The organism is Mariniphaga sp., from assembly GCF_041687215.1.
Lineage (GTDB): Bacteria > Bacteroidota > Bacteroidia > Bacteroidales > Prolixibacteraceae > Mariniphaga.
Map to the genome: position 1 here is coordinate 87899 of NZ_JAWLCI010000002.1, position 15873 is coordinate 103771.

Annotated in this window: 13 protein-coding genes; 5 read left to right on the forward strand and 8 right to left on the reverse strand. The window is 38.2% G+C overall.

The features are described from left to right. The first annotated feature begins 97 nt into the window (after positions 1 to 97). Positions 98 to 421 carry a DUF6249 domain-containing protein gene (locus tag ACESMA_RS01660; RefSeq protein ID WP_372947012.1) on the forward strand — a complete coding sequence of 108 codons (324 nt, stop codon included), beginning with the start codon at positions 98 to 100 and terminating at the stop codon, positions 419 to 421. Positions 422 to 470: 49 nt separating this feature from the next. Here ACESMA_RS01660 and ACESMA_RS01665 read toward each other — a convergent pair whose 3' ends face one another. Beyond that, positions 471 to 1745: a M64 family metallopeptidase gene (locus ACESMA_RS01665; protein WP_372947013.1), complete on the reverse strand. Its 1275-nt coding sequence runs from the start codon at positions 1743 to 1745 to the stop codon at positions 471 to 473. A gap of 52 nt (positions 1746 to 1797) precedes the next feature. Between ACESMA_RS01665 and ACESMA_RS01670 the strand changes: the two genes are divergently transcribed. After that, on the forward strand, positions 1798 to 3156 hold the full coding sequence (locus ACESMA_RS01670; protein ID WP_372947014.1) for a mechanosensitive ion channel family protein: 1359 nt from the start codon (positions 1798 to 1800) through the stop codon (positions 3154 to 3156). 109 nt (positions 3157 to 3265) lie between these two features. After that, the gene (locus tag ACESMA_RS01675; protein WP_372947015.1) at positions 3266 to 3748 is read left to right on the forward strand and encodes an Lrp/AsnC family transcriptional regulator; all 483 of its coding nucleotides are present in this window, start codon (positions 3266 to 3268) and stop codon (positions 3746 to 3748) included. Positions 3749 to 3786: 38 nt separating this feature from the next. Here the strand turns inward: ACESMA_RS01675 and ACESMA_RS01680 are convergent, their stop codons facing one another. Beyond that, positions 3787 to 5112: an ammonium transporter gene (locus ACESMA_RS01680; protein ID WP_372947016.1), complete on the reverse strand. Its 1326-nt coding sequence runs from the start codon at positions 5110 to 5112 to the stop codon at positions 3787 to 3789. A gap of 251 nt (positions 5113 to 5363) precedes the next feature. Here ACESMA_RS01680 and ACESMA_RS01685 point away from each other — a divergent pair, with 251 nt between their 5' ends. Beyond that, the gene (locus ACESMA_RS01685; RefSeq protein ID WP_372947017.1) at positions 5364 to 5831 is read left to right on the forward strand and encodes an Lrp/AsnC family transcriptional regulator; all 468 of its coding nucleotides are present in this window, start codon (positions 5364 to 5366) and stop codon (positions 5829 to 5831) included. Here ACESMA_RS01685 and rlmB read toward each other — a convergent pair. Together rlmB and ACESMA_RS01695 are read right to left on the reverse strand one after the other, a co-directional pair. Next, positions 5828 to 6562, reverse strand: a complete 735-nt coding sequence (gene rlmB, locus ACESMA_RS01690; protein ID WP_372947018.1) for a 23S rRNA (guanosine(2251)-2'-O)-methyltransferase RlmB — start codon at positions 6560 to 6562, stop codon at positions 5828 to 5830. The genes ACESMA_RS01685 and rlmB overlap by 4 nt on opposite strands. Beyond that, positions 6555 to 8513 (reverse strand): ABC-F family ATP-binding cassette domain-containing protein, encoded by a 1959-nt coding sequence (locus ACESMA_RS01695; protein ID WP_372947019.1) that lies wholly within the window; start codon positions 8511 to 8513, stop codon positions 6555 to 6557. Before ACESMA_RS01695 ends, rlmB begins: the two co-directional genes overlap by 8 nt. A 319-nt stretch (positions 8514 to 8832) precedes the next feature. Here ACESMA_RS01695 and rlmD point away from each other — a divergent pair, with 319 nt between their 5' ends. Further along, positions 8833 to 10335 carry a 23S rRNA (uracil(1939)-C(5))-methyltransferase RlmD gene (gene rlmD, locus ACESMA_RS01700; protein WP_372947020.1) on the forward strand — a complete coding sequence of 501 codons (1503 nt, stop codon included), beginning with the start codon at positions 8833 to 8835 and terminating at the stop codon, positions 10333 to 10335. Positions 10336 to 10411: 76 nt separating this feature from the next. Here rlmD and ACESMA_RS01705 read toward each other — a convergent pair whose 3' ends face one another. The 4 genes from ACESMA_RS01705 to gyrB all read right to left on the reverse strand — a co-directional run bounded on the left by ACESMA_RS01705 (position 10412) and on the right by gyrB (position 15624). Further along, the gene (locus tag ACESMA_RS01705) at positions 10412 to 11272 is read right to left on the reverse strand and encodes an RNA polymerase sigma factor RpoD/SigA (RefSeq protein ID WP_372947021.1); all 861 of its coding nucleotides are present in this window, start codon (positions 11270 to 11272) and stop codon (positions 10412 to 10414) included. 112 nt (positions 11273 to 11384) lie between these two features. After that, positions 11385 to 12821: a Do family serine endopeptidase gene (locus tag ACESMA_RS01710; protein WP_372947022.1), complete on the reverse strand. Its 1437-nt coding sequence runs from the start codon at positions 12819 to 12821 to the stop codon at positions 11385 to 11387. Positions 12822 to 13000: 179 nt separating this feature from the next. After that, a complete protein-coding gene (locus ACESMA_RS01715) occupies positions 13001 to 13582 on the reverse strand; it encodes a TIGR00730 family Rossman fold protein (protein WP_372947023.1) in 582 nt (193 codons plus the stop codon). A 71-nt stretch (positions 13583 to 13653) separates the two neighbouring features. Next, complete coding sequence (gene gyrB, locus ACESMA_RS01720; protein ID WP_372947024.1) at positions 13654 to 15624, reverse strand: DNA topoisomerase (ATP-hydrolyzing) subunit B; 1971 nt, start codon at positions 15622 to 15624, stop codon at positions 13654 to 13656. Positions 15625 to 15873 lie beyond the last annotated feature (249 nt).

Genomic DNA, 15873 nt, shown 5'->3' on the forward strand with positions numbered 1-15873 from the left:
CAAATTTATTTAAAAGAATAACTAAAAAAAGTGTAACCAGAAGAAAAACCCGGCGTCAAAAGGTCAGAAAACAAAAAACAATTTAAAATTTAATATCATGGAAGGAATTTTTGTACCAATCGGATTTTTTCTGGCAATTTTTGCCATACTGTATGTTTACTGGACTACACGGACTAAGGAACGGCTCGCTTTGATTGAAAAAGGAGCAGATGCCAGCATTTTTAAAACGGAACCATCAAAATATGCCTTGCTTAAATGGGGAATTTTCCTCATTGGTTTGTCTGTTGGTGTAATTACCGGTTTTGCTTTGGCCAATGTTGTAAACGAAGTAGTAGCCTTTTTTACTATGATTTTCTTCTTTGGTGGAGTTGGTTTAATTATTGCCTACTTTGTAACCAGCAAATTAGCCAAAAAAGAATAAAATTTTTGCTAAAATAAGAAAACGGATTTGGTAAACCAGGTCCGTTTTTTTATTTACAATGAAAATCAATCACTTGCTGTATGGCACGAGTACAAACCGGACAAAACTCTTTGGCATTGTTGCTTTTCATGCGGCAATCCATAACCGGACTGTAAATTCCCTTAGCTAAGTAACCACCGCCTTCGAAAACCCCAACTGTACCCGAAAATTTTGATTCACGTGGCGTTGGAACCGGAGTTGCCAAATCGAGCATCTGTTTCCACTTATTATCAAACTCTACCAGTGTGGTAAGATTGGGTTCCCAGGGTTCAATTTCAAGGTTATAAAAGTCTTCATAAGCCACCGAAGAATTGTAATATTCATCTCCTAAACCAGCAAACCCATGGCCAAACTCATGTACGAAAACTTCTTTTGTTAACTGATTATTTGATGTACAAACACTTAAAAAATTGTAAAAACCTCCGCCACCATACCTTTCACTGTTTACCAAAATATAAATATGATCGTACGGAACGCTGGCAGCAGCATCGTAAATCGACTTCATATCGCTGGTGGTGAGGTACCGATCGAGATCAAAAGTATAAAAAGTAGCATTGAACATGGTATTTTTATAGATATTTTCGCCGGGAATATCAGTGCCAGAATCTACCGAAGGAGTTAACAATGCTGTTACATTAAACTTTTCCCTGTTCGATTTAAAAGGCTCTTCATCGAACAAATAACCGCTAACCCTTTTTGCATCATCCACAAACTTGTCCATTTCTTCGGCGGTATAACCTTCGGCCAGAATAACCAAATCTACTTTCTCTTCCGGTTTTCCATTCTTTTCAATTACAACAAAATCATACGGACACGGGTCTTCTTTCAAAATAAAATAATTTGCCGGATCAATTTCTGTTTCAAAAATTGATTTAAAATTTCCCTCCCATTGCCGCGCTTCAATGCTAAGCCGAACCTTATTATTGGGAAAAGGGAAAATGGCAGCCTGGTAAAATGTTCTGTCTGTTATTTTAGCTTCTGCTGTTGTTTGCCATTCCTGAAAAAGTGTACTAAAGCCTTTGGAATACAGCAGGTTTCCGGTTTCAAAATCATAAACCTGGAAACGGTACGAACCATAATTAAAAGTGTCGGTTAAATTTATCAGAGAACCTGCCCAATGCGGTTCCTGCTTTATTTGTTGTGGATACACTGTGACCTCCTTTGAATTTCCTCCAAGCAGAAAATCAAATCTCATTGATTTTTTCTGAAAATATTTTGAAAAGCTTTCCTGTCCGATGGTTATCATAGGAAACAGAAAAAGAATAAACAGAAACTTCCTATTCATAATTATTTGCATTTGTTATTTTTGGCTAAAATTAAAAATAACGTTCAGAATAATGAGAACTGTTTACAAATTTCTGCTTGATACCATTCGTTCTGTTGAACATTTAGAATTTTTCGCTAAGCCAGGAGCAGCCTTCGCTACTTTAATTCTTCTTTTTGTAATGGCCTGGCTTGGACATTTTTTAACCCGACAAATTATTATAAAAATTGTTAACCGGATTGCACTTCGCTCAAAAACATCATGGGACGATATGTTGGTAAACCGGAAAGTTTTCAGAAATCTGGCACATTTGATACCTGCATTTATACTGTACCACTCAGCCGATTTTTCCTATCCAATTATTCACCAGGAACTTACTGAATTGAGCGAAGCTACATTAAGCATGCTTGCAAAAGATTACTATTTTTCGCTGGCAGGTTTTTTGACCAAAACTGCACAAATCTATTTTGTATTTATTTTCATTTTCGTCCTAAATTCACTGCTGAATGCCGGACTCGACATATACAACACTACGCCTTATGCCATGCACCGGCCCATAAAAGGATACTTACAACTTTTTAAAATTCTGATTTTTTCCTTGTCCGGTATTCTCATTATTTCAATTTTACTTGAACGCGACCCGACAGTTTTGCTAGCCGGATTAGGTGCAATGGGGGCTGTTTTACTTCTGATTTTTAAAGATTCCATTTTAGGATTTGTGGCATCCATTCAACTCTCAGGAAACAATATGGTAAAAATTGGCGACTGGGTTGAAATGCGCAGCAGGGGCGCCGATGGCACCGTAATTGACATTTCCTTAAATACAGTTAAAGTTCAAAACTGGGATCGCACTATATCTACCATTCCTACCTATTCCATGGTTTCCGAATCGTTTATTAACTGGAAAGGGATGGAAGAATCAGGTGGACGTCGGATAAAACGAGCCATTAACATTGATATGAACTCGATTAAACTATGCGACAGCGCATTGATGAACCGGCTGGAAAAATTCCTTTTAATTCGTGATTATGTAAGGAAAAAAGAGGAGGAAATCAGGGAATATAACAAGGAAAGAAATATTTCTGATGAAGATATAATTAGTGGCAGGCGGCAAACAAACATTGGTGTTTTCAGAAAATATTTAGAGGTTTATTTGCGCCAACACCCTATGGTTAATAACGATATGACTTTTCTGGTTCGCCACCTGCATCCTACTGAAAAAGGATTACCAGTTGAAATTTATGTATTTTGTAAAGACAAAGCCTGGGCACGCTATGAATCTATTCAGGCAGATATTTTTGACCATATTCTTGCCGTCATTCCCGAGTTTGATTTACGGGTTTTTCAGGAACCATCCGGTGCAGACATCAAACAAGGTTTGGCAAATCTCTATAATCCAAATAGTTTCGAACAAAAGTCTGCACGGGACTAATTTTCCAACGAGATTTTAAATGTAATGTTATAAAGCATTCCTGATTTGCAATTATAAATTTTTCATACTTTTGTTTTATAATTTGAAACTCAAATGGAAAATTAGAAGCATGGATAAAGCAGATTACCTCGAGCAAGCAGCCGACATTGACCAACTGGATGAAAAAATCCTGAAATTGATAACTAAAAATGCACGTATTCCATTTTTAGAAGTAGCCAGGGAATGTGGCGTATCCGGAGCGGCCATACACCAGCGTGTTCAGCGGCTTTTGAATATTGGAGTGATTACCGGAAGTGAATTCATTGTGAATCCTCAAAAACTGGGATATAACACCTGTGCATACATGGGAATTTATCTTGAAAAAGCAAAATACCACCGCCAGGTTGTAGCTGCAATGCGCGATATTCCTGAAATTGTAGAATGTCATTACACCACAGGTCAGTATGCCATTTTTATTAAAATTCAGACAAAAACCAACAAACACCTGAAGAAAATAATAGATGATAAACTTCAGGAAATTGAAGGCATTGCGCGCACCGAAACCTTTATGTCTCTTGAGATGGACTTTAAACGGCAAGTGCCGATTCAATAAATAAAAGCCGGTTTTTGCCGGCTTTTTTGTGCGCATTATTATTCCCTGTAAACAAAGTCATACGATTCATCGTGCTGGCTAATATCTAAACCAACTTTTTCACCATGGGGAGAAATCCGCATGGGAATAATCAAATCGGTAATTTTATACATTAGCAATGAACCCCCAAAAGTAAAAATGCTAACGATTACCAGCGCAAGTAAATGGTATAGAAAAGTTGTTATTTCTCCGTGAATAAGTCCAACATCATTGGCAAAGATGGCCGTAGCCAACATTCCCGTAATTCCACCCATACCGTGCGCCGGAAATACGTCCAGCGTATCGTCAAGCATTGATTTTGTTCTTAATGCAATAGCATAATTACTGATTATTGCAGCAATTACGCCAATAAAAATACTAGATCCGACATCTACAAAACCGGCAGCAGGCGTTATGGCAACCAAACCAACCACCAAACCAATGGAAGCACCAACAGCCGAAGGTTTAATTCCTTTTGCGGCATCGAAAAAAATCCAGGTTAGCATTGCCGCGGCAGAAGCAGTATTGGTATTTACCAGGGCACGGGCAGCAACCGAATCGGCAGCAAGGGCTGAACCTGCATTAAAACCAAACCAGCCAAACCAAAGCATCCCTGCCCCAAGAAGTATGTAAGGTATATTGGCAGGTTTGAATTTTTTCATTGCATCTTTCCGTCGTCCAAGAAAAATGGCCCCTGCCAAAGCAGCAAATCCGGCCGACATGTGTACCACGGTTCCACCGGCAAAATCGAGCACGCCCCAGTTTCTTAAAAAACCGTTCGGATGCCAGGTCCAGTGAGCCAGCGGCGAATAAATAAAAATCACAAATAAACAGATAAATAGCATATATGCCCTGAAACGCACTCTTCCGGCAAAAGAACCGGTAATAAGTGCAGGGGTAATTATTGCGAACTTTAACTGGAACATGGCAAATACCGCTAACGGGAAAGTAGGTGAAAAATCAGGATGAGTTCCGCCACCCACTCCTTTAAACATGAAAAAAGTAAACGGATTTCCAAAAATACCATATCCCTCTCCTCCTATACTATCGCCAAAAGCGATACTAAAACCGATTACCACCCACAACACGCTAACTATACCCATGGCAATAAAACTCTGCAGCATGGTGGAAATAATGTGACGGGGTTGAATCATTCCACCATAAAAGAAAGCGAGACCGGGTGTCATTAATAAAACCAGTGCAGTTGCAGTGAGCATCCAGGCTGTATCTCCGGCAACAAGGCCAGAGTAATCCTGTTCAGTTGATCCTGCAGGAAGAATCACTCCCACTAAGCCTGCAACAATTAGTAATCCTAAAATGAACCACCATTTTTTTGTACTTTTCATAACTTTGCCTTTTAGTCTAAAATTTGTCTTATTGATACTATTCAGGTTGCAAATATATCAATTTGATACTTATTTGTAATTTTAATATCAAAAAAATATTAAAATATAAAATTTATTAACATTTGGATAAACAAAATTATGTGATTAAAAAAACAGGAAAACAAAAATCAGGAAATTAAAACCAGTACTCATTTGAATAACTCCGTTTTTAATATGTTTTTTTCTATTTTTGATTGAAAATTTAGTGCACGATGACCTTAAAAAGCAGCTTAGACGATATTGATTTGAAAATTCTGGATATAATTACCCAAAACGCACGCATTCCGTTTAAAGATGTAGCAAAAGAGGTAGGTATCTCCCGGGCAGCAGTTCACCAAAGAGTGAACAGAATGATTGACCTTGAAGTAATTATTGGTTCGGGGTACCATATTAACCCAAATAAAGTTGAATTCAAAACGTGTAGTTATATTGGTGTTTTTTTGGAAAAAGGGGGACTTTTTTCTGAAGTAGTTGAAAAGCTGAAACTAATTCCTGAAATTGTTGAATGCCATTACACCACAGGGCAGTATGCCATTTTTGTAAAAGTTTATGCCAAAGACAACGAGCACCTGAAAAAGATTCTAAGCAACCAGGTTCAAAAAATTCAAGGAATTGCCAGCACTGAAACGTTTATTTCGCTTGAACAAACTTTCAAACGAACCATCCCTGTAAACAGCTAATTCCGTTGCCTGATGGCTTCGTAAATCATTAGTCCGGCTGCAACCGAAACATTTAAAGACTCAATCTTTCCAAACAACGGAATTTTAACCTGTTCATCCGTTAACTGAAGAATGGATGAAGAAATACCTGCATCCTCCGAACCCATTATGATTGCAAGAGGAGAATTCATTTCAGATTCAGTAAAAATTTTAGTTGCTTTTTCAGTGGCAGCAATAATTCTTATCCCGGAATTTTTCAGGAAATGGATTGCAGTTTGCAAACTTTTTACTTTGCAAACCGGAACAGCGTGCAAAGCCCCTGCCGATGTTTTTATTGCGTCGGCCCCAATTCGTACCATTCCTTTTTCAGGAATTACCACGGCATGAACTCCGGCACATTCTGCGGTTCGCACAATTGCTCCAAAATTTCTGACATCGGTTACCTGGTCGAGAATTAGGATTAATGGATCAACTCCTGCTTCGAATAGTCCGGGAATTAGAGTTTCCAGATCGAAATACTCAACAGCAGAAATATAGGCTACAATTCCCTGATGATTTTTTCTGGTTACCCGGTTAATTTTTTCGATCGGTACAAACTGAAACGGAATATTATTTTCTTTCAATAACAGAAACAGTTCTGCGAACAAATCATTATCAAGTCCTTTTTTAATCAGAACCCTCTCTATATTTCGCCCGTTTTTGATGGCTTCAATAACGGCCCTGGTTCCAAAAATATAATCTTCTCTATTCATTTGCAGCTTTTTTTTCTTTCCAGGTTTCCAGTTCTTCGTGCATTTTTTCCCATTGTTCCATGGTTTGGGCCAATTCAATTTTTAACGTGTCGTACCGATTGTAAATTCCTTCATCTTCCAGATTTTCCGGATTCGCTAAAAGTTCATCCATTTCCGATATTTCATTTTCCAAAGACTCAATCGTTTCTTCTATTTCAATCACTGTTTTTCCCAGCTTTGAAACATTCCGGTTTATTTCCTTTCGTTCCTCAAAACTAATTCCCCGGTTTTTGGTTTCAATTTTTGCCTTATTATTTTTTTGTGTGTTGCCATTTACCGAAGGTATTTCCAGCTCTTTCAACGATTCCATCCTCTTTTTCTGAAGAAAATTGTATATACCTCCCAGATGTTGTTTTATTTTTTTGTTCCGGAATTCATAAACACAATCCACCATTCCGTCCAAAAATTCGCGGTCGTGCGAAACTACAATAACAGTTCCGGAAAAGAGAGCAAGTGCCTCTTTCAGAATTTCTTTCGATTGCATATCGAGGTGATTGGTCGGCTCATCGAGTACCAGCAGATTTACCGGCTCCAGCATTAAGCGAATCATAGCAAGCCTCGACTTTTCACCTCCGCTTAATACTTTTACCTTTTTGTCCACAACATCGCCCGAAAACAAAAAAGCACCCAGAATGTCCCTGATTTTTGTTCTTACTTCGCCCACCGCAATTTCATCAATGGTATCAAAAACAGTTAATTCACCATTAAGTAACTGCGCCTGATTTTGCGCAAAGTATCCTATTTTAACATTGTGCCCAATGTTTAATGATCCTGAAAAATCAATTTGTTGAAGAATAATCCTGACCAAAGTGGTTTTACCTTCTCCGTTTCGACCAACAAAAGCCACTTTTTCCCCGTGTTCTATTTTCAGATCGATATCGTTCAAAACCAAAAGCTTATCGTATATTTTTGTAATATTTTTAGCCTCCACCACCACTCTGCCAGATCGCGGAGCTGGTGGAAATTTCAATTTCAGGCTGGCATTATCCTGCTCTTCAATTTCAATCCTGTCAAGTTTATCCAACTGTTTTATACGAGACTGAACCTGAACTGCTTTAGTGGCTTTGTACCTGAATCGTTCGATAAACTTTTCAGTGTCTTCAATCATTTTCTGCTGGTTGCGATATGATGCCATACGGATTTCGCGCTGCTCTTTTTTCCATTTCACAAAGGCAGAATAATTCATATTCTGATCTGTAATTTTCCCGAGCGAAATTTCAAGTGTCCGGTTACAAACAGCATCAAGAAAAGCTTTATCATGAGAAACAAGCACAATTGAGCCTTTATAATTTTTCAGGAAATTTTCAAGCCATTGAATCGACTCAATGTCAAGATGATTGGTAGGTTCGTCGAGCAAAATAATATCTGGTTTTTTCAACAACACCTTGGCCAGTTCAACGCGCATACGCCAGCCACCGCTAAATTCTGAAGTGGGACGGGAAAAATCTTTCCGCTCAAAACCAAGGCCCAAAAGCGTTTGTTCTATTTCAGCCTGGTAGGAGTCACCTCCCAAAATTGAATACCTTTCATTTAAATCAGAAATCAGGTTTAGTTTATTGAGATATTCCTCAGAATGAAAATCGGCAGATGCCGAAATTTCAACATTAAGATTTGCAATTCTTTTTTCCAGGGAAAGTAATTCATCAAAAGCAAGCATGGTTTCGTCCAACAATGTGTTCTTGTCTTCCAGTTTCATTTCCTGTGGAAGATAACCAATTGTGGTGCCTTTGGGAATATTCACCTCCCCTTCTGAAGGTTGTAACATTCCTGAAATTAATTTCAACAGAGTTGTTTTTCCTGCACCGTTTTTCCCAATTAATCCAATCCGGTCATCCGGACGAACCAAAAAACTGGTTTCCTTTAGTAAATCAAAACCTCCAAAGCTAACTTGTATCTTGTCTAACGAAATCATTTCCTTTTTACAACGTGGCCAAAGATAATTATTAAAGCAAAACGAAAAATTAAAAAAATTGGATAAAAAAAATACCCTTTCGGGTAAAAAGAGAAGGGGAAAGCTATGGACGCTTTTTGAAGATGATTGATGATTTACAAACCCCTAAACACAAAACCAATCATAAATACAGAAGATGCTTTCCCCTTTTTAAGTTCTATTTCTGAAAATAAAACCAACCATTAAATCGTAACAAATATAATTAAAAAACTTTCTATTATAAAAGTAATTAATTGACAAAAAATACATTATTCTTCCAAAATTCATTATTTTTCCCAAAATGGGAAAACGTGTTTACTATCGGGAATCAGAAAAACGCCTGTTTTCCTCAGCAATCGCCTATAAACATTATATTTGCAAAAAAAAAGTGGGAAGAAACAAGAAAAAACCATTTTACGAAAAGGTTCAAATAGAAGATATTGGTTCAGAAGGAAAAGCACTGGCCCGCATAGGAAACATTGTTGTGTTTACTAAACTGGTAATTCCAGGAGATGTTGTTGACCTTCAGGTAATTAAAAAAAGAAAAAAATACCAGGAGGCTATTGTTACCCAAATACATGAATTTTCCAAAGACAGAACTGATGCTTTTTGTCAGCATTTTGGAATTTGCGGTGGTTGCAAATGGCAATTCCTGCCATACCCAAAACAATTAAATTATAAACAAAAACAAGTAGAAGACCAGTTAAAAAGAATTGGGAAAATAGAACTTCCGGGAATTTTTCCTATCAAAGGTTCAAAAAAAGATACTTTTTACAGAAACAAACTTGAGTTTACTTTTTCTGACAAAAGGTGGTTATCGGCTGAAGAAATTGAATCAGGGGAAGAAATAGCGAACCTTAATGCGTTGGGTTTTCATGTTCCCGGAATGTTCGACAAAGTTATAAACATTGAAAAGTGCTGGCTGCAACCTGATCCATCAAATAAAATTCGCAATTTTATTTACAACTTTTCATTGGAGAATGGGTATAGCTTTTTTGATATAAAACAAAAAACAGGACTTTTAAGAACCCTCATCATTCGCACAAGTTCAATTGGTGAAACAATGGTTATTCTCTCCTTTTTTCAGAATGACAGAAAAAAAATAAAGCACCTTTTGGAGGCCGTTAAAAATCAATTTCCCGAAATAACATCACTTCTATACGTAATTAACCAAAAAGGCAACGATACAATTCATGACCAGGAAATACTACAGTTTTACGGCCGCGATTATATTTTTGAAGAAATGGAAGGCCTGAGGTTTAAAATCGGCCCCAAAAGCTTTTATCAAACCAATTCTGAACAAGCTTTTGAATTATACAAAGTTGCAAGAGAATTTGCCGGGTTAAACGGAAATGAAATTGTTTATGATTTATATACCGGAACCGGTACCATTGCCAATTTTATTGCCAAAAATGCTAAAAAGGTTGTGGGGTTGGAATATATTCCGGAAGCCATTGAAGATGCCAAAGAAAATGCACTTTTAAATCAGATTGAAAATACTTATTTTTTCTCAGGAGACATTAAAGATTTACTTAACGAAGAATTTATTGAATCGCATGGACGTCCTGAAGTTATTATTACTGATCCACCGCGTGCCGGAATGCATTCGGATGTATTGAAAACTATTTTATCGATTTTACCAGAAAAAATAGTTTATGTAAGCTGCAATCCGGCCACACAGGCCCGCGATATTTCAATACTGAATGATTATTACAAAACAACTAAAGTTCAGCCTGTTGATATGTTTCCGCACACCCATCATGTTGAAAATGTTGTACTTCTGGAAAAACGAAATTCTCAGTAGTTTATGGCTGGAAACATTTCAAAACAAAAAACGGCGACCATCATCTGACCACCGTTTTCTATATACGTTTAATAAATTAACCCAAATACGTTTTTAGTAATTTACTTCTTGAGGTATGACGCAACCTGCGAATTGCCTTTTCTTTTATTTGGCGAACCCGCTCGCGTGTTAATCCGAAACGCTCACCAATCTCTTCAAGAGTCATCTCCTGGCAGCCAATGCCAAAAAACAGCCGAATGATGTCTGCTTCTCTTTCAGTTAATGTTGCCAATGCACGATGAATTTCACGTGCAAGCGATTCCTGAATGAGTGCACGGTCGGCGTTAGGAGAATCGTTATTCACCAAAACATCCAGTAAACTGTTATCTTCACCATCAACAAAAGGAGCGTCAACAGAAACATGCCTTCCGGAAACCCTTAAAGTATCGGCAACCTTATCGGCAGGTAATTCCAAGGAATCGGCCAGCTCTTCAGGTGAGGGTTTTCTTTCGTGTTCCTGTTCAAATTTTGAAAAGGCTTTATTTATTTTATTTAGGGACCCAACCTGATTTAACGGGAGGCGAACAATACGCGATTGTTCGGCCAACGCTTGTAAAATAGATTGCCTTATCCACCACACAGCATATGAAATAAATTTAAAGCCTCGTGTTTCGTCGAATTTTTCAGCGGCTTTTATCAGGCCAAGGTTTCCTTCGTTAATTAAGTCAGGAAGACTAAGTCCCTGATTTTGATACTGCTTTGCAACAGAAACAACAAACCTGAGGTTTGCTCTTGTTAATTTTTCCAAAGCAGCCTGGTCACCCTTTTTAATTCGCTGGGCCAATTCAACTTCTTCCTCAACTGTAATAAGCTCTTCTTTGCCAATTTCCTGCAAATACTTATCCAGTGAGGCACTTTCACGATTCGTGATGGACTTTGTGATCTTTAGCTGTCTCATAAACTCTCCTTAAAAAAACGTGCAAATATAGAACATTAATTATTAGCGAAAAAGGAGCAGGCTACTCAAAAATTGATTTTTAATAGTTTGTTAAAGGTATTTTTTACAATTACTAATCCACACCAAAAACAAAGTAAGCCAGTTCACCATTTGGATAAACTCCTTCAACCAAAATTCCTCCCCTCGCATTTCCAATCTCTCTCTTAAAATCATTGACCTCATAAATGGGTTTTTTGTTCACGTGGGTTATAATAAACCCCTCATTCAAACCTGCATCTTTGAGTTTACCCTTTTCTAATTTTTTAACTTGTATTCCGAATTCAATACCTAAATTTTGTTTGTCGTTGTTGCCAACGGTTTCAAAACTTGCGCCCAAAACAGTAACGTTATCACGCACAATTTGTGTATCACCGTGTTTATTACGCAAGGTTACCGTAAATTGTTTCCTGTCGCCATTTCTTTTTACAACAATTTTTACATCGTCACCCGGCCGGAATTGGCTCACTTTTTCCTGTAACTCGGCTGAAGAATTGACCGGACTGCCTGCCACGCTCATTATCACGTCGCCTTCTTTTATACCGGCTTCCCGTGCTGCTCCATTCTCGGTTACGGCAGCAACAAAAACACCCTCAACTTTATCGAGGCCTTTTTCATCAGCCAAAGTACCGGTAACATCCATAATATTTACTCCAAGCAGAGCACGTTGAACTTCGCCAAACTCTTTAAGGTCTGCTACTACTTTTTGCACAATAGAAACCGGCACAGCAAATGAATATCCGGCATAGTTGCCTGTTTGTGAAGCGATGGCAGTATTTATTCCTACCAGGTTTCCCTGTTGGTTTACCAGCGCTCCTCCACTGTTTCCGCGGTTAACCGCAGCATCAGTCTGAATAAATGATTCAATGGAATATTGATCGGTATTTATTCCAAGGTTTCGTGCCCTGGAACTCACTATTCCGGCAGTAACAGTAGAGGTAAGGTTAAACGGATTTCCCACGGCCAGTACCCATTCTCCAAGTTTCAGTTCGTCTGAATTTCCGTAAGTCAAATAGGGTAAATCTTCTGCTTCTATTTTTAGCAGTGCCAAATCGGTAGAAGGATCTGCCCCAACCAAACGTGCGTCGTATTCGCGTTTATTATTTAAAATGACTTTTATTTTCTGTGCCTGTTCAATAACATGGTTGTTGGTTACAATAAATCCGTCTTCGGAAAGAATAACACCCGAACCAAAACCCGTAGCTAACTGTGGTTGCTGTGGCCGAATTCCAAAAAACTCATCGAAAAACGGATTTCCACTTGACCAGCCGCCGCCCCTAACTGACTGAGTTGCGATGTGCACCACGGCATGTATTGAATTTTCGGCAGCAAAAGTTAAATCAGGAAGTTGCTGCTGGCTGTTTGCAGGCAAATTAACAAAACTCATCGGACGTTGTTCCGTAACAGTTATTACCTGTGGTTTATTAAAAAACGAACTGTAAATCCATACAGCCAAAAAGGCACTGGCCAAAACCAGCAGAAATGTCAGAGTATATTTTTTTGTATTTTTCATGGTTTAAAAATTAAAATTAAAAGTGTTGACTATAACGCAAATAATTTGCCAGTTGTTTTTGTTATAACGCACAACACACTTCATTTTGCATATTTTAACAACCAAAAGTCCATTTTGTTAAAAAGTGAATATTCCCGGACAAAAAGAACATGCAACATTGTCAGAAATATCATTCTAATTTATTTATTTGGCACAACAAACCACTTCGAGTCGAGTTCATTTGGTTGGTAAAATGTGATATACTCCAGCGCACTTTCTGCATGTTCGGCAGAAAAATAGAGATCGCGGTAAATTTCTTTTGCAAACTGTTCAGCAAATGCCTGTTCAAACTGCTTAAAAAGAAATTGATAAAAATTATTTGTATTGATAAATACGATTGGTTTGGTATGATAGGAAAGTTGCCTGAGCGTTAAAACTTCCAAAATCTCCTCCAATGTTCCAAAACTTCCCGGCAGAGCAATAAACGCATCAGAAATTTCACGCATTTTTGCTTTTCTTTCCTGCATGTCTTTGGTGCTGATAACTTCATGAGAATTGGTTGAAGCCAGCGATCGTTGTACAAATCGTTCAGGAATAATACCAATTGTTTTTGCACCTGCATCAGAAGCAGCAATGGTTACTGCTTCCATTAAACCCACATTTGCGCCGCCATTCACCAGGGTGTGCCCTTGTTCGCCAATAAGCTTTCCAAGCTTTCTGGCTTCATCAAAATAAACTTTTGAAATGGCATTGCTTGAAGAAGAAAAAACACAAATATTCATATATTTTCAAAAATTGAAAATCCGGGCCCTAAAAACCCGGATTCTTATTAAGATTCTAATTTCTCTCATCATTAAGCATCTATATTTGCATAGGTAGCGTGATCTTCTATAAATTTCCGGCGTGGCGGAACATCATCGCCCATAAGCATAGAAAAAATATGATCGGCCTCGGCTGCATTTTCTATGGTTACCTGTTGTAGGGTACGGTTTTCGGGATTCATGGTAGTTTGCCATAATTGTTCAGCGTTCATTTCTCCCAAACCTTTGTACCGCTGGGTGTGCAAATTGCTTTCTACACCATCGGCCCATTCTTCAATAATTTGCCGGCGTTGTTGCTCAGTCCAGGCATAGGTTTCTTTTTTACCTTTCTTAAGTAAATAAAGCGGAGGGGTGGCAATGTACAGGTAACCAGCTTTAATCAGGTCCTGCATATACCTAAAAAAGAAAGTCATTATTAAAGTGGCAATGTGGCTCCCATCCACATCGGCATCAGTCATAATTATAACTTTATGGTACCTGAGTTTTTCCATATTCAGTGCCTTTGAATCATCTTCGGTACCAATAGTCACACCCAGTGCAGTATAAATATTTTTTATTTCATCGCTTTCGAAAACTTTATGAACCATGGCTTTTTCCACATTCAGAATTTTACCACGAAGTGGAAGAATGGCCTGGAATTTCCTGTCGCGCCCCTGTTTGGCAGTTCCGCCTGCCGAATCGCCCTCAACCAAAAATACTTCTGTTAAAGCAGGGTCTTTTTCCGAACAGTCGCTTAATTTCCCCGGTAAACCACCGCCCGACAAAGCACTTTTACGTTGAACCATTTCGCGAGCCTTACGGGCTGCATGGCGTGCCTGGGCTGCTAAAACAACTTTATTCACAATGGTTTTAGCCGATCTCGGATTTTCCTCAAGATATATTGAAAGTGCTTCGCTTACTGCCTGGTCAACAGCTAAACTAATTTCGGAGTTCCCCAGTTTGGTTTTTGTCTGACCTTCAAACTGAGGTTCAGCTACTTTTACTGAGATAACTGCTGTTAGTCCTTCCCTGAAATCATCGCCGCTAATATCGAATTTTAGTTTTGATAACATTCCCGAGTTTTCAGCATAATTTTTTAATGTACGGGTTAACCCGCGACGAAAACCGGTAAGATGAGTACCTCCTTCTATTGTATTGATATTGTTTACATAGGAATGAATGTTTTCTGAAAAAGTTGAATTATACTGCATAGCAATTTCAACTGGAATATCATTCTTGTCGGTAACAATATGAATTATATCCTGGGTAAGTTTAACTCGTGTATCGTCAAGATAATTAACAAATTCTTTTAGCCCTTCTTCTGAATAAAACTCTTCAGACTTGAATTCACCATTTTCATCTTTTTGCCTTTCATCAATTATAGACAGTCGGATTCCGGCGTTCAAAAAGGAAAGCTCGCGCAAACGGGCAACCAGTATTTCATATTTGTAAACTGTAGTTTGAAAAATGTTTTCATCTGGTTTAAACGTAACGTAAGTTCCGGTTACATTCGTATCGCCAACTACTTTCACATTCTCTTTGGGTTTCCCTATGGAATATTCCTGTACCCAGACTTTCCCGTCACGATGAACTTCAGCTTTCAGGTATGATGAAAGTGCATTAACGCAGGAAACACCCACACCATGCAAACCACCTGAAACTTTGTATGAATCTTTATCAAATTTTCCCCCAGCGTGAAGAACGGTCATGACCACTTCAAGCGCCGATTTCTTTTCTTTGGTATGTATTTCGGTAGGAATACCACGCCCGTCGTCTTTTACGGTAACGGAATTATCTTCGTGAATTATCACATCTATATTGCTGCAATATCCTGCAAGTGCTTCATCAATTGAATTATCAATCACCTCGTAAACCAAATGGTGTAATCCTTTTTCATTGGTGTCTCCAATGTACATCGAAGGTCTTTTTCTCACAGCTTCCAGGCCTTCGAGCACCTGAATACTTTGCGCAGAATAGTTTCCGTTTCCTTCAGAGGGATTCACTTTTTTTTCAATCTCGCTCATATTTATTCTTTATTTTCTTTCTACCTGTTAATTAAAAAAAATCAGATTGCATTCGGGTAAAAAAAACATTCCTACCAATATAAAACAATCTTAAATACAGACACTTAATCAAACATTCTCGATTCTCAAAAAGTGTCGCGCAAATATAGCAAAATTAACCGAAGACACAGGTATTTTCCGGCGTTTTTAACCCCTTTTTTTCAACAAGATATTAACCTGGAAATGAGCACAAAAACACTTTAAGAAATC